Genomic DNA, 22974 nt, shown 5'->3' with positions numbered 1-22974 from the left:
ATTAAACAACTGCTGGTTGTGTGGTGGGTATGGGGTTTACGCTGGTTATGAGGTCTGATTGTGATTGAACCAGCTGATAGTACCTGCCTTTTTTTTCTATAAGGCTTTCATGCGTACCCATTTCTGCAATCATACCATCCTGCATTACTATAATCTGGTGGGCCCTGCGTATGGTGCTTAGCCGGTGTGCAATTACTACCACCGTTTTGTTTTCAAATACCTTTTCCAGGGCAGATACAATTTTTTGTTCGTTAATAGTATCCAGGGCGTTGGTAGCTTCATCAAAAAAAAGATATTCCGGGTTTTTATACAATGCCCTTGCAATCAGCACCCGCTGTTTTTGCCCACCGCTTAGTCCACGTCCCATTTCGCCCAGCATAGTCTGGTAGCCCAGTGGCAGCTGCTCTATTTCGTTGCCTATGTTGGCAGCAGCTACAGCGTGTTTTAACCGTGTGTAATCGGTATGTTCATCATCCAGTACAATATTATTAAGAATCGTATCGTTAAAAATCTGTCCATCCTGCATTACAGCGCCACAGGTGTCGCGCCATTGTTTCAGACTTACATTGTTAATATTCATTTCGCCCATTTTAATACTGCCATACGAAGGGCGGTATAGCCTTAACAGTAATTTCAGCAGGGTAGATTTGCCGCTGCCACTATCGCCCACTATAGCGGTGGTTTTACCATGCGGAATTACCAGCCGTATATTTTTTAACACCAGCGCTCCGTTGCCGGTATATTGAAAAGAAACATTGTCCAGTGAAAGGCTTTTGTTTTCGGGAAGCGTAATGTTGTTAGTGCCTGTTCTTTCATCCTCATCTTCCATCTGGTGTATTTCGTTAAGGCGCATAAAGCTTATTTTGGCCATCTGGGCCGATATAATAAATTGTATAAACTGAACTACGGGGCCATTAAGCATACCAATAATAAACTGTGTGGAAAGCATTACGCCAAAGGTTATTTCTCCGGCAATAACAGCTTTGGCCGAATAAAAGGTAATGCAGAGGTTTTTAAGGCTGTCAATAAACTGTGCCCCGGCGTTTTGTACATTGTTTACAGATAGCAGGTTCAGGTTCACTTTATATAGCCGGGCCTGTATGCCTTCCCACTTCCAGCGTTTGGCCTTTTCGTAGTTGTTAATTTTAATATCCTGTATGCCTTTAATGGTTTCTACCCAGTAACTCTGGTTTTTAGATATAAGTTCAAAATATTCCCAGTCCAGCTTCTTACGTATTTTTAAAAAAGCAGCAATCCAGCCTACATAGAGTAAACTACCCGCCAGAAAAATAAAAAACATAAGGGTGTTGTATATAAGCAGTATTACCCCGAATATAACAAACGTGAGTGTGGAGAATAAGGTGTTTAAAGAGTTGTTCATAATAAACGAACGGATACGTTCATTATCGTTGGCTCTTTGGAGTATATCGCCAGTCATTTTATTCTCAAAAAAAGTAACCGGCAGTTTCATCAGTTTAATCAGATAATCGGAAATAAGCGCTATGTTAATGCGCGAGGTTACGTGCAGCAGAATCCAGTCCCGTACAACGTTAGAGAGTGTAATGCTTACAATAATTGCTATGTTGGCAATAAGTACCAGATTAATAAAGCTAACGTCACGCGTTTGAATACCTACATCAATTACTGCTTTGGATACGAAAGGAAGCAGGGCCTGTAACAGCGTTACAATCAACATTACCAGAAACAACAGTCCAAAACTTTTTTTGTAAGGGTAAAAGTAGTTGAGCATGTTCTGGAAAGTTTTCTTCCGCTCTGTTTTTTCATTGGCTTCGCGCTGCTTAAAAGTGGCTTGCGGTTCAAGCGCCAGTACCACCCCTTTTTTTTCTCCGGAAGCATACCAGTGTTCTGCAAACTCTTTGTGCGAATAGTGCATCAGGCCTTTGGCGGGGTCTGATACATAAATATTTCTTTTGCTGGTTTTGTATACTACCACAAAATGACTGTTGTTCCAATGCACAATAACGGGTAGCGGCATTCTTATGCACAAATCGTCCAGGGTGGCCCTTAATGAAATGCTTCTTAAGCCTATATGCTCAGCAGCGTAACTCAGATCCAGAAAGGATACCCCTTCCCGTGTAATGCCACATTTTTCACGCAGGTATTGCAGTGAGTAAAATTTGCCATAATGCCGGGCAATGCTTTTAAGGCAGGCCGGGCCACAATCCATTTTATCAAGTTGCCGGTCGCAGGGAAAAGAGGTGAACTTCATATATCGTGTACTTGTGGCGTTTAAGAATGAAGAGATTCGCTTACATAAATATCCCTGCTAAGCCCATGCATTTCCAGGTATTGGTTAAGCTCGTCATGGTTGCTGGTTTGTACTGCGCGTGTGTGTATGGAATGGATATCATCAATAATAGCCATGGTGGTGCGGGGGCTGTCAAGTAAAGCCGCCCAGCGAAAATCAATACCCCATCCGGTGCGCGATTGTATAAAAGTGGGCAACACCCGCTGCAAGGCTTCTGCTGAAAAACACGGCTGCATAATTTCTACAAAATTGGTGTAACGCAGCCGGGAGTTTGCCTGTTTTACGGTATGCTGGTACGACCAGTGCAGACGTGCAATAGCAGGTTGTGCTATAGCCAGTGTATATTGCTCCATATAGCTGAAGAGCTTTTCTATTTCAGCCGGGCTGATAAGTATGTCGTCATCCGGCATATAAAAATACCGGTACCTGTTCAGCAGTTCTTTATTCTGGGTAAGGTATTCGTGTATCAGCTGAAACTTATATCCTTTTGATGCATGGAGGAATGCGGTGTCTCCGGTATGTTGCTGGTAAGAATCGTCATATACAATCAGGTGAAGATCGTATGCAGGGTTGTTGTTAATCCAGTTGCGGTGCAGGCTGTTGCTGCCAACGGCGGCAATAATGCAGTTGCTTTTTGTGGCTGATGCGCCTGAGCGTGTTTTTACCGGGTGGTATAACAGCGGTTTTGTCATTTCTTCCGTTTCTATACAGGGGCGGAAGCGCATGGAAGAAAGCGTTTTTCCGGCAGCGGTATGGTACGATGCGGCATAAAACCTGTTGCTGCATCCGGCGGGTACAAAAGCGCCGTTACCCCCAAAATCGTTTATTTCAAAACCTGCTTTGTGCAGTAATGATGGAAGCAGTACCTCGTGGTGGCCCTGCCAGCCTGCCTGTAACGCCTGGTGAAGAAAAGCCAGTGCACGGCCGGAAATGCGGAATATAGGGTTGAACGATTTAAGCCGGTTTGCCAACGGAATATTATCTGCATTGGTATGCTGCAGGGTGGGCCACCAGTGCCATCCAGGTTCCTGCCTGTAAGTAGTGATGTGGCTGGCCATAAAATCTGCAGCCTGTTTGCGTTGTATAAAAAAACGGAAAAAGTTATCCCAGGTATCCCCATACCTTACATCATCTTCCACCAACCAGTAATACTGGTATCCCGGATTGGCCAGGTAATACTGTAGTACCGGAAAATGTATACTACCAGGTAATAGCTGGGGGCTGATAGGGGTGTAGTTGAGGCGGGAAAGAATAGCATCACTGAATGCAAATGGTGTTTCCTGCTGTATGTTTTCCGGTATATCCGGGGTGGATTGGTGATAAAGCAGCACTGTTTTATGCAGGGTATTGCTTTGTATTTCCTGATAGGCCTTCAGTGTGGCTGCATCATTTTTATTGGTAAGAAATAATATTACCTGATTAGGCGGTTGCGGGGCGTATTGCTTATGGGGTGCTGACTGTGGTAAATGGCGTGGTGCGTTTAATATATGCGCATCTATTAAATCTGTTGTTTCAGAAACATGTTCTGTATTAAACTTTCTGGCAAATAATGCTTTGCTTCTTTTTATCAGATTAAAGTGCCGGGGGTGAAAGGTGCGTGGGTGCAGATACGGTTTATCCCATTTAATCAGTTTCAGATTGTGATTAACAATATGACCTGTTATAAAAATTTCATCACTGTTGAGCAGCAGGGTTTGAAAAAAGCTTTCATCGGGAATAACCACCGTTTTGAAATAATTTACAAACGCAGGCTGCTCCTGAACCAGTTGTAATATGAAACGGGCAACCGGTGCCGGAAACGACCACCATTGTGAGCCACAGTAGATTTTCATTACTGCATTAATGCGCTCAAAATTGGGAAACCGTATGCACCCGCCACGGTCCCATTTTTTATGGGGGAGTTCAAAATGGCTGATGTAAATAGCCTGTTCATTGTTTTTTAAATAATGATAAATAAACTGCGGTTTCTTGATAGGATAATCATCGCCGCTTAATAATATAATACGGGTTGTTTGTGGAATGGTTTCCAGAATAAACTCCATACCGCTTAAAGAGGCCGCAACCATTTCAAAACTCCCCCAGCTGGTGGCATGCCGCTGGTTAACAAAGTAAACCGGTAGCGGGGTGTTACAGAATATACGGGTAAAAGGGGTAATGTCCGTTCTGCTGTCTATATGTATAGCAAAAGAAGCGGCGGTATGTTGCAGGGCGTTTACCATGCGCAACAGTTGGGTGGGGTGCTTATGAGCTAGTATGAGATAGGTGATGTGCATATGGCGTAATAGCGTTAAAAGGTAAACCGCACCTGCTTTCTACCAGGTACTTTTTAAATTTATGAAGTGTGGCAGCCGGGTATTGTTGGGCTAGCAGAGATGTGCCGGTTATTTTATGCAGCCAGTTACCCAGGCGGGCCATTTTTTCAGCAGCATTAAAATACCTGGCTCCATAGCCCAGATGAATAGCCATATGCAGGGCCAGTTCTTCTGCGCTGTGCGATACCTCTATTTTGTCAAGCTCTCTTGATAATAGCTGCATTACGTTTTCCTGCATTTGTTTTTGCTGCTGGATAGAATGGTTCTGGCCATGTACGCGATAATCCAGCAGGGGAAGGTTGAGATTGTGGATTTTATGGCTTTCGGCAATTCTGAACCATAATTCATAGTCTTCGCAGCTGCCAAATGCCGTATCGTATAATAAATCTTTGGCAATACTGCTGCGCATGGTAACCGCCGGATGGGCAAAGGGGTTAAAAAACAGCAGGCTTAGTTTTAGCATGTTACTGTCTGTTAACGGGCATATTCTGTTAACAGGTAAGCCTGCAGCATTAATAATATTGTGCTGGGCGCCGGTCATGCCATAGGCAACATGCTCTTCCAGAAAATTTACCTGCCTTTCCAGCCGGTCTGGAGTCATACGGTCATCTGCATCTATACGGGCAATATATTTGCCCTGCGCCAGTTGTATACCCTTGTTCAGGGTGGCGGTAATTCCTTTGTTTTCCAGGTTCTCTATATGTATAATCCGGGTGTCTGTCTGCTGTCTGATAATCGTATCTGTATTGTCGGCAGAGGCATCGTTAATAATAATCAGTTCAAAATGTGGGTAGGTTTGTCTGAAAATACTGCTGAGGCATTCCGGCAGGTACGTGCCTGCATTAAAACAGGGTAATAGTATGGTTACCAGCGGAAGGGTATGTGCAGTGGGGAGTTGGTAAGGCGTATGCCCGTTAGCCGGTTGCAGCAGTTGCTCATACAAGGCTACCGTTTCGCTGGTCATTCTAAGGGCAGAGTAGCGTTGTAAGGCTTGTTGCCGGGCATGGGTGGCAAGTGCTGCTGCTGCCTGGGTATTGTGTAGCAGAAAGTTGATTTTCTGTTCCAGTTCTTTGCCGTTAATCAGGGGGCCTTTGGGGGTAAAGCGTATATGCAGCCGTAGTCCGTTCCGGGTATTGATCATTTCCTGTAAGCCGTCTATGTCTGCTGCCAGTACCGGCAGGCCGCTCATCATCATTTCAATGGCTGTATAACTGCATTGCTCGGTAAAAGAGGGAATAAGCCCTATATCGGCCATAGCGTAGAAGTCGTACAAAGTACCTTTGCAAAGGTTGCCGGTAAAGGTAATATGCGTCCATCTGCCTGTAATAGACTGCAGCGCCTCTTTATAATCGCCGTAGCCGGCAATTACCAGCCGTACATTTTTAAAGGAAGGTTTAGCTGCCAGACGGGAGAATTGCCTGATAACATGTATAATACCTTTTAATACAGTTACCTTTCCCACATACAGTACTATTTTTTCATGGGGGGCAAATCCGTATTTTTTTCTCAGGCGCTCCCTTGTAACGGGGGTATTTCTTTTTAATTCCCCGGGGGAAATTCCATTGGGTATCACTGTTATTTTGCTGCTGTCTATATTATATAAACCGGTAAGCGATCGCCTGGCTGAATTGGTAACGGTAATAATATGGTCAATATAATCGTAACTCATCATTTCCCGGCGCAGCAATACATGGCCAATGGCTGTTTTCTGGTTACGGGTGTAGGCTTTGTTCAGTTGGTAAAAGGTAGGGTAGTCTGCCGCCAGCAGGTCGCGCCAGGGCAGGCAGTGGCATGTTAATACAATTTTTGCATCTGTTGCATTTTTTAAATGCCATCCTAAAACACAATGATTTATCCAGTTCAGATGAATGATGGCGTTTGGGGTATTGCCTATTTCATTAATAATTACCTGTGCTATAGAAGGGTGGGTGCCATTGTGCTCCAATGCCTTGTTAATAGTATGGGGAACATGCAGGTGGCTGATGTTGCCGGTAACTGATTTTGAAATGGCTTCCTGGGGGCATTCCAGCCATATGATGGTTAGCCTGAGCTGCGGGTTTTGGGCCAGCCGGGTGGTAAGCTGATGGGTGTAAGTGTTAAGTCCATTGTTGTTTAGCTGATTGTGCCGGTCAATGAAGTATACAGGTATCATGAACTACGGGTTAAGGTGTTGGTTGTTTAGCAGTTTACTGATGTGTTTGGTTAATGCGGAACGGGGTGTTGCTTTAATATACATAAAGATGCTTTTTTAAAAATATAAACTGAGGGGGCGTTTTCGTTTTTTTAGGGGGACATATTCATTTAAAAAAGGGGGTGAGCGTGGTTGTGAAAAATGTAAGTATATATTATCTAAGTTATTATATTCCTGAAGTTGTTTTTGTGCCAGGCTGGATTTGTTTTTGCAAATAATGTGAATATTATTATATTCTACATTTGTGATAATTTTATTAACCATTTAAAACATTTGTTATTTATGACAAAAAAAGTAAGACTTGCATTTGAAATGCTGGAAAGCGAAATGGAGAAGATTTCCGGCGAAGAATTATCTGGCTTTAAAGGGGGCGATGGCTGGGGCGATTGTGTGTTTCAGTCCATTTCGTTTGCAACTGGTTTGTCAGTAAGCCAGATTCAGCAGGCATACGCCGATCATATTAACACCTATGGCTGGTCTTCCCAAACAGCTTACAACTATGTAGGCATACAGGGTGTAAGCGGTTCTGATGTGGCCTGGCTGATGTCTCAGTACGGCTTATCTTCCGGTTATTACTCTACCGGAGGGTATAACACATCCTCATCCGGCGATGCGGGTATTCTTTTAATTGATCTGGATGGCAACGGAACGCCCGATCATGCCATCAATGTTACGGGTAATGCCAACAGTACCGGCTATTATACTTACGATGCGCAGTCTTCGTCCGGTGGTACTATTTCTATGAACGATCCCAGAATTGTAGGTTCTTACGGGTTTTAATCAGATGCCTTCGGGCATTTAGTACAATATAACCTGTACACGTTGTGTACAGGTTATTCCAACAACCAATGAACGTGAAAAAATACCAACACCAGCTTTTTCTGTTGTTGCTGATAACCCTGGTTTTCAACCTTGCCGGAAAAACACAGACAACAGAAAAAAAGTATGACCTTGATTTCAGTGGCGTTAATGATTGCAGCTGGGGTTGGCTATCCGCACAAAGTCGCAGTAAGTTTGTGTACAGCAATTTTGAGCATGGAAAGCCAGCCCTGAAAGTTTCTTACCGCGCCTATGGCATGGATAAGGCTATGCGTTTTTTACTGCTTAAAACTATTCTGCTGCCTGGCAATGTTAAAGGCAAAAAGTGCCAGGTGGCTTTACAGGCTGCTGTGCCTGAGGGCAAAATGCTTACCCTGTATATTACCACTATGGATGCTGAGGAGCGCCCTATAGTGAACAGGCAGCTTACCTTTTCGGGTAGCGCACTTCAGAAAAAAGCAGTTTCTTTTACTGCCGGCAACGATAAAGCTATCAGCATAGGTATTTACTATCAGGGTGATTCTATACCCCAACAGGTGGTGTGGTTGCAGCGTATACAGGTAACAGTTAATGGAAAAGATATAGGCAATAGCCCGGAGTATGCAGCACGGAAAGATAGTACTGCGGCAGCAGGCAGTTTAAGTAAAAGCAGGCTGGTGCCACTTACTGCAGGAAATGACAGCACGCTGCTTCCGGATATTTCAGACCTGAACAATAACAGACTGATTGGGCTGGGGGAATGCACGCATGGTAGTGCCACCATAAGAAGTGCTGCTTTTCAATTTATCAAAAACCTGATTGTACAGCAGCGGTGCCGTTTGGTGTTACTGGAAACCCCGATGGATGTAACCTTACTGTGGGATTTATATGCCCAGGGCAGTATTGGCGCTGAATATGAGCAGCAGATTACCAACGATGTGAAGATGGGGTTTGGGGATTATGCCCTTTTTATGGATTTTTTGCGTTGGCTGCGCAACTACAATATGCATACAGATAAGCCGGTGCACATACTGGGCATTGATTATGTTATAGCACCTCAGTTGTACCTGTTGGAGTACCACCACGCGTTATTGGGTTCCACAAACGGGAAGTGGTATCTGCAACAGATACAGGATAAAAAATACGACCTTATTTATAACCACGCACAGGCAGATACGCTTCTGAGGCAGAAGCTGGATCAACGCTTTTTTCAGTTATATCTTTCTTACCTGAAAAGTTTGCCTGTTTTGCAGCCCGGCATTCTGATGCCTATGCCCGATGAGCGGGATAGTGGTATGGCTAAGCAGGTGCAAATGGTTATGGAAACCCTTTTACATGCGGGGGAAAAGGCGGTTATTTATGCGCATTCCAGCCATCTTACCGCACTACCCACCAATCGTTTTAAGGAAACCTATTACCCTTTGGGGTATTATCTGAAGCAGCATTACGGCAGGCAATACTTTACTGTCAGTTTTCAGATAGCGGCGGGTTATTATACGCAGGATGTATGTTCCGGTGGTGGCGGACATAGTAAGGATACGCTTAAACCACCACCTGTGTATAGTTTTGAGTACGCAGGGCTGGCTACCGGGCTGCCTTATTTCTATTATCCATCTGCACATATTGGCAGTGGCGTTCAGGCTTTTTGCCGTATAGAGCGTGGCAGCAGATTTAAAAACTGGTACCAGTTTGCTTCTCCCCAAAAACGTTTTGATGCTTTTGTTTTTATCAGAAACAGCGAGCCTTTACGTTTTGTAGAGGACATGCCTGCTTTTTATACCGGTAGCCATATTTATAAACGCAGTCAGGCCATGAAAGCTGTTTTAAAAGAAACCGGAATTACAACACCCTGAAGTTATGTGCGGTGAATATGATTTTTTAATAGTGGGTGCTGGTTTGTATGGCGCTGTGTTTGCCCGTGAAATGACGGATGCGGGATATAAGTGTATGGTAATTGACAGAAGAAAACATACAGGCGGTAATGTGTACTGCGAACGTATTGAAGGTATACATGTGCATCGCTACGGGCCACATATTTTTCATACAAACGACCGGGGTATATGGGAGTATGTGAATGCCCTGGCACCTTTTACCCCCTTTGTGTATTCACCGCTGGCAAGCTATAAGCAGGCGTTGTATCACCTGCCTTTTAATATGCATACCTTTTATCAGCTTTGGGGGGTAACTACGGCTGAGGAAGCTGCTGCTGTTATTCAGCAGCAGATAACGGCAGCGGGTATACGGCACATACCGGCCAACCTGGAAGAGCAGGCCATTGCCCGGGTGGGAACAGAAGTATATCAGAAACTGATAAAGGGATATACCGAAAAACAGTGGGGCAGAAAACCAAGTGAGTTACCTGCCTCTATTATTAACCGTATGTGTGTGCGGTTTACTTACGATAACAATTATTTTAATGATACCTACCAGGGCATACCCGTTGGGGGATATAACGGCCTGATTGCTGCCTTGCTAAAAGGTATTGAAGTAAAAACCGGAGTGGATTATCTGCAATCGCGCGGGGAGTGGAATGAGAAAGCAAAACTGGTGGTGTACTCCGGTAGTATTGATGAGTTTTACGGCTATTGTTTTGGTTGCCTGGAATACAGAAGTCTTTCGTTTGAAGACAAAATACTACCGGTTCGCGACTATCAGGGCGTAGCGGTAGTGAATTATACCGATGCTGCGGTGCCTTATACACGTGTGATTGAGCATAAGCATTTTGAGTGGGCAGAGCAGGCGCACACCGTAGTAACTTACGAAACGCCCCAAACCTGGGAAAAAGGACGGGAAGCTTTTTATCCGGTAAATGACGCGTTTAACAATTGCAGGTATAAGCAATACCGGCAGCTGGCAGCAACAGATGCAAAAATGCATTTTGGCGGCAGGCTGGCAGAATACAGGTATTATGATATGCACCAGGTAATAGCTTCTGCCTTAAAAGCCAGCAGAAACTTTATCGGCTTAATATAAATCAGGCAAAAACAGTTTAAATGCCGCTATCGCCAGCACCAGTGCCAGCAATAGTTTAATGGTTTTTTGCGGAAACTTCATGGCCCCAAACCAGGAGCCCAGCAACCCGCCACAAAAGGCGATGGCTACATAGGCAGTCATTTCACTACTGAAGGAGATGCCTTTGGTTAACTGACCCAGCAGGCCGGCTACGGAGTTAACAAATATAAACAGTGCGCTGATGGCGGCTGCCTGTTTTTGGTTGGTCCAGCGCAGCAGCAATAACACAGGCGAAAGAATAACGCCGCCGCCAATGCCCAGCATACCGGATAACAGGCCAATTACAGCGCCTATCAGCAACAACCATACAGGAGAGGGTTTGGCAGTTTCATTCACCTCCATATCCCGGAAAAATAAAAAGCGGGCTACGGGTATCAGCAGAAAAACGCCTAACATCTTTTTATAAATATCATCATGTATCTGCATGGCCCCGCCCACAAAAGCCATAGGTACAGAGGCCAGTGCCAGTGGTATAAACAGCTGCCTGTTAAAATACCGGCCGCGGTAATAGAATATAAAAGAGGTAAGCGATACAAACAGATTCAGTAACAGCGCGGTGGGCTTCATTACAGCGGCCTGCACACCAAAAAGTGCCATCAGCGCCAGATAGCCGCTGGCGCCGCCATGGCCTACAGAGGAATATAAAAAAGCAACTGCCAGCAGTAACGGGTATATCCAGAAATGATTATCCATAATGGGGTAATAAATACAAATCGGTTATTTCATTTTCAGAAAAAGTGCGTGCTTCGGCAGGTAGCTCTACCAGGCAGTTGGCAACGGCAAAGCTGCGCATACGGTACGATTCCTGTGCGGTAAGTATGGTAACTTTTCCGTTAGCATATATGCCTTTGAGAAAGTGGGTAAGCGGGTGTGGTTTGTTGTGCGTTGCTGCCAGGGGTGCCTGTATTTTTTGCAACTGATCGTTATGGCCGGTATACCTGCGTAGCAGCGGCCATACATACTGATAAAAGCAGGTAAGCACCGAAGATGGATTACCGGGCAGACCCAGTATGGCTTTGCCTTCTTTTACGCCTGCATACAAAGGTTTGCCAGGGCGTTGCAGCACGCGGTGAAACAGTTGTTGTACACCGCAGTTTTCCGCAGCGCGTACCACATAATCAAACTCGCCTACGCTTACGCCGCCGGTAAGTAATACTATATCTGATGGTTGCAGTGCGGCTGCCAGTGCAGCAGTGGTGGCTGTAAGATCGTCTGCTACGTGGTGTACAGTAACGCTGATGCCCATTTCTGCCAGCAATGCCTGTATCATTACCGAAGAGGCTTCATATACCTGGCCCCAGGCAAGTGGCTGCCCGGGTGTTTGCAACTCATCGCCTGTAACCAGCAACGTAACTACGGGTTGGCTGTATACGGTTACCTGGTGAAAACCCATGCCTGCCAGAAAGCCAATGGTAGCGGGTGTTATGCGCGTGCCTTTGGGCAGCGCCAGCTGGCCTTTGCTTATATCAGAACCGGCGTGCCGGAAGTTATCGCCCTGTTTTAGTGCGGGCTGGTGGTAGCTTAGTTGTCCGTTCTGTTCCTGTGTTACTTCCTGCATTACCACGGTATCGGCACCGGCGGGTATAGGTGCACCTGTGAACACACGGGCAGCCTGCCCTGGCTGCAGGGTAAAAGGTGTGCTGCTGCCGGCAGGTATTTTAGCAACTATCTCCAGTGTATTATGGGTAGTGTAATCGGTAAAGGCAAATGCATAGCCGTCCATAGACGACTGATTAAAGGCGGGTATATCTACCGGTGCAAACAGATCTTCTGCCAGTATACAACCTGCTGTGGTGGCCAGTGGTTTAGCTACGGTATGGGGTGTAACAGGCAGCTGTGCCAGCAATGCTTTAGCTTCTGTTACGGATATGAGTGAATGAGACATGTTGTTTATATTAACCTCCAATGCTTATCATGCTTCTGTTAATTACCTGTTCTGCGGCCAGCTGCTGATATGGCTGCTGGTTCAGTTGTCCGCCCAGTTGCTCTGCCTTACCCAGTATATTGGTTTGTATCAGCGGCTCCAGCGGCTGCCCTGCGCGGAGGGCTTCCAGCAAATTGGTTTCATCCGCAGCAAACAGGCAGTTTTTCATTTTGCCATCGGCGGTAAGCCGCATGCGGTTACAGCCTGCACAAAAGGGATTGCTCATGGTGCTGATGATGGCAAATGAGCCTGCAAAACCTGGTATCTGGTAGGGTGTGCTGGTAGAGTGTGCAGGTACGGGCAGGGTAGTAAAGGCATACTGCTGTTGTATCAGTTGTAGTATCTCCTGGCGTGTAAACACCTGTGCGCCCGACCAGCGGTTGCCGGTAAAAGGCATAAACTCAATAAACCGTATATCTACAGGCACGTTACGGGTCCATTCTATAAAATCAGGTATCTCAGCTTCGTTAATGCCCTTCATTACCACCACGTTTATTTTCACCTGCATACCTTTTTGCAGGGCCAGCTGAATATTATCCATGGTTTGTGTAAAGCGATCGCGCCGGGTAAGAAAAAAGAAACGTTCCGGCTGCAGGGTATCCAGGCTTATGTTAATGCTGCTTACCCCGGCCTGCAGCAATGTTTCCATATGCCGGTGCAATAAGGTGGCATTGGTAGTAAGCGTTAGTTTTACAGGCAGCTGGCGAAGGCGCTGAATAATATCTTCAAAGTCTTTCCGGGCCAGCGGTTCGCCGCCGGTAAGCCGTACTTTATTAACGCCAAGTGTGGTAAATATGCGTACTATTTCCGCTATCTCCTGCGGTTGCATCAGTTGCGCTGTGGGTAAAAAGGGATAGTCTTCCTCGGGCATGCAGTACAGGCAGCGGAGATTGCAGAGATCGGTTAGTGAAATCCGTAAATAATCGTGGGGTCTGTTATATCGGTCTGTAATCATGTAATCGGGCTTGTCTTTTCTTCTTCCTCTATTAGTTTCCACCAGGCTTTGCTATCATCCACATCGGTAGCCAATGCGGGGCAGGCTACCTGTTCCACTTCGTTGGCCAGGGCTTCTATCAGATAGCGGGCACCTTTATCGCCCTGTAGCTGTAGTAAGTCTGTAAACAACGATTGATGAAACAGTGCCGGTACGCCCTGGCGCTCTGCATAATAACTGGCAGTTACCCTGGCGCCGGTTTGTTGCTGCCGGTGTATCAGGTTACGCAAATGTTGTGCGGTAAGGTAAGGCTGATCGCACAGCATAATCAATATATGTTGCAATTGCGGATGCTGTTGTGTAAGCCAGGCTACACCGGTACGTATAGAACTGGCCATACCTTCGGCATAAGCCGGGTTTTCCAGTACGGTTACCGGCATGTCCTGTAACTGCTTTTTTACCTCTGCAGCGTTGTTGCCGGTAGTTACGGCTGTGGCAGCAACCCCCAGTGTGCAGGCGGTACGCAGGGCATTACGTAACAGCGTATCGCCTTTATACATCAGTTGCTGTTTGGGAAAGCCCAGGCGTTTACTCTGGCCGGCGGCCAGTACCAGTATGCCATACGTTTCCAGCGGGTTGCTGATGCGGGTATGGCGTTTGTGAATGCTGCCTTTGCGGCTGCGCAACAAAGCGCCTTTGGTTTGGGCAAAAACGGTTTTTATTTCGCTGAGTATAGACAGTGCAATTTCTTCCGGCGTTTCTGCGCCTATGTCCAGTCCGGTAGGGCCATAAATACGTTGTTCCTGTGCGGCGGTTATCGTTATGCCTTCTTCTTTCAGTTCCTGCAACATCCGCTCACGTTTTTTAGCAGGGCCCAGTATACCTATATAAGGCACCTGGCTTTGCAGGGCCTGTTTCAATGCTGCCTTATCGTACGCATAGTTATGGCTCATCAGCAGTATGGCGGTATAGGCATCGGGTGTAACACTACCCAGCGGATTGGTTACTGCGGCAATATGTATGCGGCAGAGGGGGAAGCGTGCTTTACTGGCATAGGCAGGTCTGCCATCAACCAGCGTGGTATCCCAGCCCAGTGTATGGGCCATTTGCACTACCGGTAATATATCGTTGCCTGCGCCTGCTATTACCAGTGCCGGAGCAGGGTGCAGGTATTCCAGAAATACCTGGCAGGGGTAGCTGCCGCCATGTGCCGGTGTATAGCTGATAAAGGCAGAAGCCTGCATGGCAAATACCTGCGCCACATCCGGCAGCAGACGTGGCAGGCCAACGGGCAGTGGGCTGCCGGTAAATGGCTGCTGCTGATGGTTTACCAGCAGGCGGGTACCCTGCTGCGTATCGCGGCTGTTATCCGGGGTAAAAAAAGTGGCTATTACCGCTGGTGTGCGGCTGCTTACGGCTTGTTGCAGTAAGGCAACAGGGTGGTGCGTGCCGGCAGCCAGCGGCTCCAGCAGAATACGTATAATGCCGTTGCAGCCCAGGCTTACGCCAATGCCGGCGGCATCATCATCTTCTGTAGTATCGTAAGTAACCAGTGCAGGCTGCTGCTTTTGCATTACCAGCAACGCCCTGCGCAAAATATCTCCTTCCAGGCAACCGCCGCTAACAGCACCGGTGGTTCTGCCATCCTCCTCTATCAGCATACGTGCACCGGGGGCGCGGTAGGCCGAACCTTCAATATGCACCACGGTAGCCAGCACCGCTTTCTTTTGCTGGTGCTGTGCCTGCTGATATGCTTCTGTTATTTGCCTGATTTCTCTCATCCGGTTAACCCAGTAATATTTTATCCGGCGTAACAGGCAGGCTGCGCAGCCGTTTGCCGGTGGCGTGGTAAATAGCGTTTACAATAGCAGCAGCACAGCCTATAATACCTACCTCACCCAGGCCTTTGGCGCCGGAGGGGTTGATGTTTTTATCGGGCTTGTTAATAAAAGCCACTTCAATAACAGGTGCATCGGCATTTACTGCAAAGTGATAGCCTGCCAGGTCGTTGCCTATCAGGCTGCCATAGCGCTGGTCGGTTGCCTGCTCTTCCATCAGTGCCATACCTATGCCACCCACTACTGCGCCGGATATCTGGTTGGCAGCGGCTTTTTCGTTTACAATGCTGCCACCATCTGCCACGGTAACCATTTTATCAATTTTTACCTTGCCGGTTTTGGTATGTACCTTAACCCGGCAAAAATGCGCGGCAGAGGAGCAGAAAGCGTATTGCTGCCTTTCGGCACCGGGGCCTGAACTGGCTTCTACTTCTACTGTGGTAAGATTGTTTTTCTCAAACAGGGAGGTATAGGCAATGAAATGATTTCCGGCGGTTTGCCAGGAAATACCGGTATCGGATAATACAATATCTGCGGCCTGTGCATTCTTATACGTGTCATCCTGCGCAGCTGCATAACCTGCCAGCTTTTGCTTAAGGGCATTGCAGGTAGCAGCTACCGCACCACTGATAGTGGAGAGGCCGGTGCTGCCACCCTGGCTGGGGGCGGGCGGCAGGTGGGAATTACCCAGTTCTATTTTGATTTTGTTTTTAGCTATGCCGGTTTGTTCATGGGCAATGTTTTGTATGCCCGTGCCGGTACCGGTGCCAATATCCGTCATAGCGGTTTTAACCGTTATAGCGCCATCCCGCTGCATGGTAATACCAGCGCTGGCATTGCCACGTCCGGCATTCCACATACCGGTAGCCATGCCGTAACCTATAGCCCAGTCGCCTTCTTTATCCTGACCGGGCAACGGCTTGCGTTGCTGCCAGTTAATAAGCGCGGCGCCTTTTTCTATACACTCGTTTAAGTAGTGGGTTGACCATGGTTTGCCGCTTTCAGGATCGTGCGTAATGGCCAGGTTTTTTAAACGCAGGGCCACAGGGTCCTGCTTTAGCTGGTAACTCAGTTCATCCACTGTACACTCCACTGCAAAAGCGCCGGAGCAGTCGCCCGGACCACGCATCCACGTAGGGGTGCTCATGTTTAACGGCACCGTAGCTTGCTCGGTTTTTACATTGCTGATATTATATACCATGCGCGAAATGCGGGTAATGCCATCGTTAAAGCTTTCGTATACAGAAGTGCTGTGCCGGGCCTGATGCAGCAAGCCGGTAAAGCGGCCACCTGCATCGGCACCCATACGAACCTTTTGCCACGATTTTGGGCGGTAGCCCGTAAGCAAAAACATCTGCGGCCGGGTAAGCACCAGTTTTACCGGCCTGTTTACCTGCTTTGCGGCCATAATAGCAGCCAGGCAATGCGGCCATACACGCAGGCCGGAGCCAAAGCCGCCGCCTACAAACTCACTGAATACTTCAATATTATCAGCTGGTATGTTCCAGAGCCGTGCAAACGTACGCTGCACGTTATTCACCCCCTGGTTTTTATCGTACAGCTTCAGTTTGTCAGGGCCTTCCCAATGGGCAATGGTGGCATGCATTTCCATGGGGTTGTGTACCTCATGCTCAATGGTATATTCTGCTTCTGACTGATAGGGGGCATCGCGCCAGGCATCGGCACTGCCACGTTCTTTACCTGCTGCATTCAGCGGAACAGCGGCGTGGGCTTTATCAAAATCTACCTTAGCCTCTGTAGTGGTATATTCTGCAGAAATAAGAGAAGCTGCATAGGTAGCATCTTCCAGGGTTTCTGCAATTACCAGTGCAATAGGCTGCCCTTTAAAATAAATGTTATCGGTATGAAACACCGGCAGGCCAAAGCGGGATTCTTTTATTTTGGCGGCATCTGCCATGCCCGGTACCAGCGGTTTGCGGGTATGGGTAATAATATCCAGTACACCGGCTACCTGGCGGGCATCGGTAGTATGAATGCTTTTAATAGTGCCGGAGGCTATGGTGCTGCCCGCCATTACGGCGTAGCACATGTTACCGGCGTGGTACTCCGCAGCGTATTTACCGCTGCCGGTTACTTTGGCTACGCCTTCCACACGCCCTTCCGGTGCATTGGTAACAGCAGGTTGATTTTCAAAAAATCTCATACGGTGGGTGTTAAGCGTTTAAACAATTGTGAAGTGCGGTTTCAATAGCGCCCTGCAGCATGGTTACCTTATAGCCGTTGTGCGATAAAGGTTTGGTGCTGCGTGCGGCAATAGCTGCTGCCTGGCTGAAGTTGGCGGCAGTGGCCTCTTTACCCTGTAAAAATTTTTCTGCCTCGTGCCAGCGCCAGGGCTTGTGTGCCACACCACCGGAAGCCAGCCTGGCAGCCGTAATTTTTGTGCCGCTCAGTTGCAGGGCGGCTGCTACAGATACCAGTGCAAAGGCGTAAGAAGTACGGTCGCGCACCTTAAGGTAGGCGTAGTGTTTATGAAAAGCGTTGGCAGGTATTTCAACCGCCGTAATAAGCGCGTTAACAGGCAGGTTATTGTCAATTTCGGGCGTGGTACCGGGTAACCGGTGAAAGCTGGCAAAGGGAATGGACTCACTTTTGCCGCCGCTGCCGGAAACTACCACACTGGCATCCAGTGCCGCCAGGGCCACACACATATCCGAAGGGTGTACGGCCACACAGTGTTCGCTATATCCCACAATAGCGCTCATACGGTTTTCGCCTTCCAGCGCCCCGCAGCCGCTGCCCGGTTTTCTTTTATTACAGGGCAGGGTAATATCATAAAAATACGGGCATCGTGTACGTTGTAACAGGTTGCCGGCGGTGGAGGCCATGTTGCGTATTTGCGGAGAGGCACCAGCCAGTATGGCTTTGGCTAACAGCGGGTATTGCGACTGAATGGCTGCATGGCTGGCTATATGGCTGTTGCGTACCATAGCGCCAATGCGTATGCCGCGGCTGCTGGTTTCTATACCCGCGCTGAGGGCGGTGGTAACATCCAGCAGGGCATCCGGCTCTGCAATGTGTTTCTTCATCAGATCTACCAGATTGGTACCACCTGCTATATAGGCTTCACCGGCTTTTTTTCCGGAGAGTGCCTGCTTAATATCGTTGGGCTTGCGTAAGGTAAATGGTTTCATCGGGCTGCTACTTTTTGAATAGATTCAACAATACCGTTATAAGCACCGCAGCGGCAAAGGTTACCGCTCATAAACTCTTTAATTTCTTCTACCGAATGGGTATGGCCTTCTTTTACACAGGCCACGGCTGACATAATCTGCCCCGGCGTACAGTAACCGCACTGGAAGCCATCGCATTCAATAAAAGCCTGCTGCATGGGGTGCAGCTGATCGCCTTCTGCCAGGCCTTCTATGGTGGTAATGGGCTGGTTTTGTACCAGCGCCGCCAGGGTAAGGCAGCTTAATACCCTTTCGCCATTTACATGCACGGTGCAGGCGCCGCATTGCCCATGATCGCAGCCTTTTTTGCTGCCGGTAAGCTGCAGCTGTTCGCGCAGCAGATCCAGCAGGGTGGTGCGGGTATCGGCCTGTACCGTGTACTGCTTTTGGTTAATGGTAAGCGAGAGGGTGTTTACGCTTTTTGCGGGTATAAACCGCTTTTTTACATTTTTGTAGAAAGCTTTTACATTGCCCGGTATCAGGGCAACCGCTGCCGCCGCCATGGAAGAGGTGGACAGGAAAAAGCGCCTGCTGTAGGTTTGTTTTTCCATAAACTATCATCAATTCATTGGTTGTTATTGCAAAACAGGCGGCATACCGTTATTGTTGTACGTGTTGGCAGAGCAATAACGGTAAACGACCGAATGCACACAGAATATTGCGTGTTCTAAAACTACGCTACTTATACCACACCACCGCTAACAAAAACAAACAATTACTTATGATATTCAAACCTTTTTATGCATTTACAACAACTCATCAAAATGAATGGGCAGTTTGTTTACCCGTTTGCCGGTGGCGTGAAACACGGCGTTGGCAATAGCGGCGGGCATGGCTACCAGCCCTATTTCGCCCACACCTTTTGAACCCAGTTCGTTAATAAGGGTATCTTCTTCCTCTGCAAAAATTACCTCCAGGGTGTTTATATCGGCATGTACAGGTATATGGTACTCGCCCAGGTTGGTGTTGATGTACTTGCCCAGATGTTCATCCAGAATGGTTTCTTCGTGCAGGGCTTTGCTGATGCCCCATACCATGGAGCCGCTTATCTGGCTGCGGGCCGTTTTAGGATTGATGATTTTGCCAGCCGCTACAGCGGTAATGGCCCGGGTAACTGTAATTGTTTTCAGGTCTTTATCAACCTCTACTTCCACAAAACAGGCGCTGTGGGTGGCTTTGGTGTATTTTCTCAGCTTTATGGCATGGGGCATACCCATACGGGTGGTTTTAATGGGTTTGCCGTTGTTGGCAGCAATAATCTGTTTAAATGAAACCGCTTGCCGGGGTGTTTGCCGCAGGCGTATAGTGCCGTTGGTAAAAATCACCTCCTCCATACCGGCATTTTTAAGGGGGGAGTTGGGTATGGACTGCGCTTTTTTCAGCAGCTTCTTTTTCAGCACTTCTGCTGTTACCATAATGGCTGAGCCGGTAGAAGCTGTAATGGCCGAGCCACCCTGAAACATAGAAAAAGGCTTTTTGCTATCGCCATATTCAAACGTAACAGCTGCTACAGGCAGGCCCATGGCATCGGCAGCTATCTGCGTCATTACGGTTAAGGTACCGGTACCAATATCGGTAGTGGCATTGTGTACCACCAGTTTGCCTTCGGCCGTAATAATGGCTTCTACGCGTGCGGGAAACTGATAGGCATCCCATATGCCCGTAGCCATACCATACCCCACCAGCTTATTGCCACGGGTGGTAACGCCGGGGCGCCCATCTCTTTTAAACCAGTCAAACTGCGTGGCAGCACGCAGATAGCAGGTTTTCAGGGCCTTGCTGGTAAAGGGTTTACCGGTAGAAGGATCGGTTTCTGAATAATTGAGCAGCCGCAGTTGAAGCGGGTCTATTCCTATACGGTAGGCCAGCTCGTCCATAGCGCATTCTATAGCATGCATGCCGGTGCAGCCGCCGGGTGCCCGCATATCGATAGGTGTGTTGAGGTGTAAGGGAACCACCTTAAAATCGAACAGGGTATTGGGGGCGGGGTAAAGCTTATGGCTCCAGGCTACCACCTGTTCTGTATAGTCTTCAAACTGCGATGTTTCAGATACCGCCAGGTGGCTCATAGCCGTAAGTTTACCCGTGGCATCTGCACCAAAGCGGAGGTTCTGTAAGCTTTGTGGCCGGTGGCCCAGCGAGAACATCTGTTTTCTATCCAGTACCACCCGTACATTCCGTTTCAGATGCAGGGCAGCCATTACACACAGAAACAGCTGATACTGTGGCCGCAGGCCCGAACCAAAAGCCCCGCCTACAAAAGGGGCGAGCACCTGCACATTTTTGTAATGCAACCCAAACACGTTGGCAACAAACAGCTGATTGTTTATGGTGCCCTGTGTTTTATCGTATATGGTAAGTTTGCCATTGCCTTCGTAAATAGTGGTGGTGGCAAATAACTCTATAGGGTTATGGTGTTCGGTGCTGTGCCGGTAATCTGCATCTACCGTAAAAGCTGCATTGGCAAACGCTGCCTCAAAGTTGCCGGTTGGTTTGGGTGGCGGGGGGCGCAGGGCGGTGGCAAAGCCTTTTTTGGCGGGCCGTGCTTTTTCCGGGTGGTTTTGCAAACAGGTATCAAACGGCTCTTCTTCCCACACAAACCGGATAAGGGTGGCGGCGTAGCGGGCGGTTTCAAAGCTGGTGGCTACCACCAGCGCAACAGGCTGGCCGTTGTACAGAATATCAGCATTATGCAATGGTTTAAAAACAGTGCCGGGCGGGGCATCCATATCCGTATACTGCAGATCGAACCAGGCAAGGCCGGGTCGGTTTTTATGGGTAAGTACTTCCACCACGCCTTCCACTGCCAGTGCAGGTATGGTATCTACCTGTACAATACGGCCTTTGGTAATGGGGCTGTTTACTACATAACCATGCAGCAGACCGGGCACATTATAGTCTGCCGCGTATCTGGCGGTACCGGTAACTTTTTGTTTGCCTTCGATGCGGCTGAGGGGCGTGCCTACGGCGGGTGTTGTTTTCATAACAGAATATTGTTGATTATGCAGAAGGCTGTGCGCCGGGTAATTGTGTTTCAGGATGCAGGGCCATTAAGCCGTTGCGTATAATAGCTTTTTTGGCCAGTTCTATTTTAAACTGATTATGCGGGTAGCCCTGCGCACCTTCCAGTAATTTGTCCGCTGCCTGTGCAAAGCTTTCGGCAGTAGCGGGTTTGCCTTGCAGTAGTTGTTCTGCTTCCGGTATGCGCCAGGGTTTATGTGCTACGCCGCCCAGTGCAATACGGGCCTCTTTTATTTCGTTGCCTTCCAGCTCCAGTGCTGTAGCTACAGATACCAGCGCAAAAGCGTAGGAATGTCTGTCTCTCAGTTTCAGGTAAGAATAATGATGCGCAAACTCTTTGGCAGGCAGGTCAATGGAAGTAATAATGTCTCCCGCTTGCAGGGCGTTGTCTTTTTCGGGTGCATTGCCCGGTAAACGGTGAAAGTCTGCAAACGGAATGCTGCGTTTGCCTTGCTGCCCGGTTATCTGTACTACTGCTTCCAGTGCGGCCAGCGCCACACACATATCTGAAGGAAAAACAGCAATACAATGTTCGCTGGCACCCAGTATGGCGTGTATGCGGTTGTAGCCCTTTATTGCAGAGCAGCCGGTGCCTGGTTCCCGCTTGTTGCAGGGTACATCGCCATCGTAATAGTAATAACAACGTGTGCGTTGCAGCAGGTTGCCGCCGTTGGTAGCCATATTGCGTATCTGCGCCGAAGCGCCGGCCAGTATGGCTTTGCTCAGCAATGGATAGCGTTGTTCTATTAACGGGTGATAGGCCGTGGCGGCGTTGGTTACCAGTGCACCCAGTTGCAGGCCACCCCCTTCTTTTGCTTCAATGGTATGGTAACCGGGCACACCATTCAGATCAACCAGTGTTTGTGGATGCAACAGGTTGTATTTCCACAGATCCAGCAGGTTGGTGCCTCCTGCAATATACATGGCCTGAGGGTGGCGTTTGGTATGCTGCAGTGCTGCGGTAATGCTACCTGCAGTTGTATAGGTAAAGTTATTCATGGCTGTAGGTTTCTTTTACCTGCATAATAGCGTCTATAATGCCCACATTGGCGCCGCAGCGGCACAGGTTGCCACTCATCAGCTCTTTTACTTCTTCACGGGTGCGGGCCTTTCCTTCGTGCAGCATACCTATGGCACTGCATAGCTGGCCGGGTGTGCAGTAGCCGCATTGGAATGCATCATGATCTATAAAAGCCTGTTGCAGCGGATGCAGTTTTTCGCCATCTGCAATACCTTCTATAGTGGTAATGCTGCGGCCGTTTTTCATAACAGCCAGCGTAAGGCAACTGAGAATGCGTTTGTCTTCGCAAAGTACCGTACAGGCACCGCATTGCCCGTGGTCGCACCCTTTTTTGGTGCCGGTAAGGTGTAAGTGTTCCCGCAGGGCATCCAGCAGCGAAACCCAGGGCGCTACTGTTACAGTACGGGGCTGCCCGTTTACGGTAAATGAGATGTTCGTCATGGCATGAGTTATGGTTTCCGGT

General features: G+C 48.2%; 16 protein-coding genes. 3 read left to right on the top strand and 13 right to left on the bottom strand.

Going from position 1 to position 22974, the window contains the following annotated elements:
- Position 1: 1 nt before the first annotated feature.
- Genes IEY13_RS09220 through IEY13_RS09210 form a run of 3 tightly spaced genes read right to left on the bottom strand, consistent with a single transcriptional unit; the run spans position 2 to position 6733 of the window.
- A complete protein-coding gene (locus IEY13_RS09220; RefSeq protein WP_188951686.1) occupies positions 2-2230 on the bottom strand; it encodes a peptidase domain-containing ABC transporter in 2229 nt (742 codons plus the stop codon).
- Positions 2231-2250: 20 nt separating this feature from the next.
- Positions 2251-4488, bottom strand: a complete 2238-nt coding sequence (locus tag IEY13_RS09215) for a DUF707 domain-containing protein (protein ID WP_229687802.1) — start codon at positions 4486-4488, stop codon at positions 2251-2253.
- Between the two features lie 22 nt (positions 4489-4510).
- The gene (locus IEY13_RS09210) at positions 4511-6733 is read right to left on the bottom strand and encodes a glycosyltransferase (protein ID WP_188951684.1); all 2223 of its coding nucleotides are present in this window, start codon (positions 6731-6733) and stop codon (positions 4511-4513) included.
- Between the two features lie 321 nt (positions 6734-7054).
- Here IEY13_RS09210 and IEY13_RS09205 point away from each other — a divergent pair, with 321 nt between their 5' ends.
- From IEY13_RS09205 to glf, 3 genes are all read left to right on the top strand, one after another.
- Positions 7055-7552 (top strand): hypothetical protein, encoded by a 498-nt coding sequence (locus IEY13_RS09205; RefSeq protein WP_188951683.1) that lies wholly within the window; start codon positions 7055-7057, stop codon positions 7550-7552.
- A 74-nt stretch (positions 7553-7626) separates the two neighbouring features.
- A complete protein-coding gene (locus IEY13_RS09200) occupies positions 7627-9423 on the top strand; it encodes an erythromycin esterase family protein (RefSeq protein ID WP_188951682.1) in 1797 nt (598 codons plus the stop codon).
- A 4-nt stretch (positions 9424-9427) separates the two neighbouring features.
- Positions 9428-10543 carry a UDP-galactopyranose mutase gene (gene glf, locus IEY13_RS09195; RefSeq protein WP_188951681.1) on the top strand — a complete coding sequence of 372 codons (1116 nt, stop codon included), beginning with the start codon at positions 9428-9430 and terminating at the stop codon, positions 10541-10543.
- On the opposite strand, the gene IEY13_RS09190 is transcribed toward glf, so the two are convergent.
- The 10 genes from IEY13_RS09190 to IEY13_RS09145 form a co-directional block, all read right to left on the bottom strand.
- Complete coding sequence (locus tag IEY13_RS09190) at positions 10535-11275, bottom strand: sulfite exporter TauE/SafE family protein (protein WP_188951680.1); 741 nt, start codon at positions 11273-11275, stop codon at positions 10535-10537. The two genes, glf and IEY13_RS09190, sit on opposite strands and share 9 nt — an antisense overlap.
- Complete coding sequence (locus IEY13_RS09185; RefSeq protein ID WP_188951679.1) at positions 11268-12467, bottom strand: molybdopterin molybdotransferase MoeA; 1200 nt, start codon at positions 12465-12467, stop codon at positions 11268-11270. The genes IEY13_RS09190 and IEY13_RS09185 overlap by 8 nt, the downstream gene beginning before the upstream one ends.
- A 10-nt stretch (positions 12468-12477) precedes the next feature.
- Positions 12478-13461 carry a GTP 3',8-cyclase MoaA gene (gene moaA, locus IEY13_RS09180; protein ID WP_188951678.1) on the bottom strand — a complete coding sequence of 328 codons (984 nt, stop codon included), beginning with the start codon at positions 13459-13461 and terminating at the stop codon, positions 12478-12480.
- Positions 13458-15221 (bottom strand): XdhC family protein, encoded by a 1764-nt coding sequence (locus tag IEY13_RS09175; protein ID WP_188951677.1) that lies wholly within the window; start codon positions 15219-15221, stop codon positions 13458-13460. The genes moaA and IEY13_RS09175 overlap by 4 nt, the downstream gene beginning before the upstream one ends.
- Before the next feature lie 4 nt (positions 15222-15225).
- Complete coding sequence (locus IEY13_RS09170; RefSeq protein ID WP_188951676.1) at positions 15226-17442, bottom strand: xanthine dehydrogenase family protein molybdopterin-binding subunit; 2217 nt, start codon at positions 17440-17442, stop codon at positions 15226-15228.
- Positions 17443-17452: 10 nt separating this feature from the next.
- Entirely contained in the window at positions 17453-18430 is a 978-nt protein-coding gene (locus tag IEY13_RS09165) for an FAD binding domain-containing protein (protein WP_188951675.1), read from the bottom strand.
- Positions 18427-19020, bottom strand: a complete 594-nt coding sequence (locus IEY13_RS09160) for a (2Fe-2S)-binding protein (RefSeq protein ID WP_188951674.1) — start codon at positions 19018-19020, stop codon at positions 18427-18429. The genes IEY13_RS09165 and IEY13_RS09160 overlap by 4 nt, the downstream gene beginning before the upstream one ends.
- A 195-nt stretch (positions 19021-19215) precedes the next feature.
- On the bottom strand, positions 19216-21453 hold the full coding sequence (locus IEY13_RS09155; RefSeq protein ID WP_188951673.1) for a xanthine dehydrogenase family protein molybdopterin-binding subunit: 2238 nt from the start codon (positions 21451-21453) through the stop codon (positions 19216-19218).
- 16 nt (positions 21454-21469) lie between these two features.
- Entirely contained in the window at positions 21470-22489 is a 1020-nt protein-coding gene (locus IEY13_RS09150; RefSeq protein WP_188951672.1) for an FAD binding domain-containing protein, read from the bottom strand.
- A complete protein-coding gene (locus IEY13_RS09145; RefSeq protein ID WP_188951671.1) occupies positions 22482-22952 on the bottom strand; it encodes a (2Fe-2S)-binding protein in 471 nt (156 codons plus the stop codon). The genes IEY13_RS09150 and IEY13_RS09145 overlap by 8 nt, the downstream gene beginning before the upstream one ends.
- Positions 22953-22974 lie beyond the last annotated feature (22 nt).

It is taken from the genome of Filimonas zeae, from assembly GCF_014641615.1.
Classification (GTDB): Bacteria; Bacteroidota; Bacteroidia; order Chitinophagales; family Chitinophagaceae; genus Filimonas; species Filimonas zeae.
This window is presented reverse-complemented; position numbering and strand designations above follow the sequence as displayed.

Excerpts from the sequence above, each read along its gene's own strand:
- IEY13_RS09220 (WP_188951686.1), bottom strand. The coding sequence starts at position 2,230 with ATGAAGTTCACCTCTTTTCCCTGCGACCGGCAACTTGATAAAATGGAT.
- IEY13_RS09215 (WP_229687802.1), bottom strand. The coding sequence starts at position 4,488 with ATGGTAAACGCCCTGCAACATACCGCCGCTTCTTTTGCTATACATATA.
- IEY13_RS09210 (WP_188951684.1), bottom strand. The coding sequence starts at position 6,733 with ATGATACCTGTATACTTCATTGACCGGCACAATCAGCTAAACAACAAT.
- IEY13_RS09205 (WP_188951683.1), top strand. The coding sequence starts at position 7,055 with ATGACAAAAAAAGTAAGACTTGCATTTGAAATGCTGGAAAGCGAAATG.
- glf (WP_188951681.1), top strand. The coding sequence starts at position 9,428 with ATGTGCGGTGAATATGATTTTTTAATAGTGGGTGCTGGTTTGTATGGC.
- IEY13_RS09190 (WP_188951680.1), bottom strand. The coding sequence starts at position 11,275 with ATGGATAATCATTTCTGGATATACCCGTTACTGCTGGCAGTTGCTTTT.
- IEY13_RS09185 (WP_188951679.1), bottom strand. The coding sequence starts at position 12,467 with ATGTCTCATTCACTCATATCCGTAACAGAAGCTAAAGCATTGCTGGCA.
- moaA (WP_188951678.1), bottom strand. The coding sequence starts at position 13,461 with ATGATTACAGACCGATATAACAGACCCCACGATTATTTACGGATTTCA.
- IEY13_RS09175 (WP_188951677.1), bottom strand. The coding sequence starts at position 15,221 with ATGAGAGAAATCAGGCAAATAACAGAAGCATATCAGCAGGCACAGCAC.
- IEY13_RS09170 (WP_188951676.1), bottom strand. The coding sequence starts at position 17,442 with ATGAGATTTTTTGAAAATCAACCTGCTGTTACCAATGCACCGGAAGGG.
- IEY13_RS09165 (WP_188951675.1), bottom strand. The coding sequence starts at position 18,430 with ATGAAACCATTTACCTTACGCAAGCCCAACGATATTAAGCAGGCACTC.
- IEY13_RS09160 (WP_188951674.1), bottom strand. The coding sequence starts at position 19,020 with ATGGAAAAACAAACCTACAGCAGGCGCTTTTTCCTGTCCACCTCTTCC.
- IEY13_RS09155 (WP_188951673.1), bottom strand. The coding sequence starts at position 21,453 with ATGAAAACAACACCCGCCGTAGGCACGCCCCTCAGCCGCATCGAAGGC.
- IEY13_RS09150 (WP_188951672.1), bottom strand. The coding sequence starts at position 22,489 with ATGAATAACTTTACCTATACAACTGCAGGTAGCATTACCGCAGCACTG.
- IEY13_RS09145 (WP_188951671.1), bottom strand. The coding sequence starts at position 22,952 with ATGACGAACATCTCATTTACCGTAAACGGGCAGCCCCGTACTGTAACA.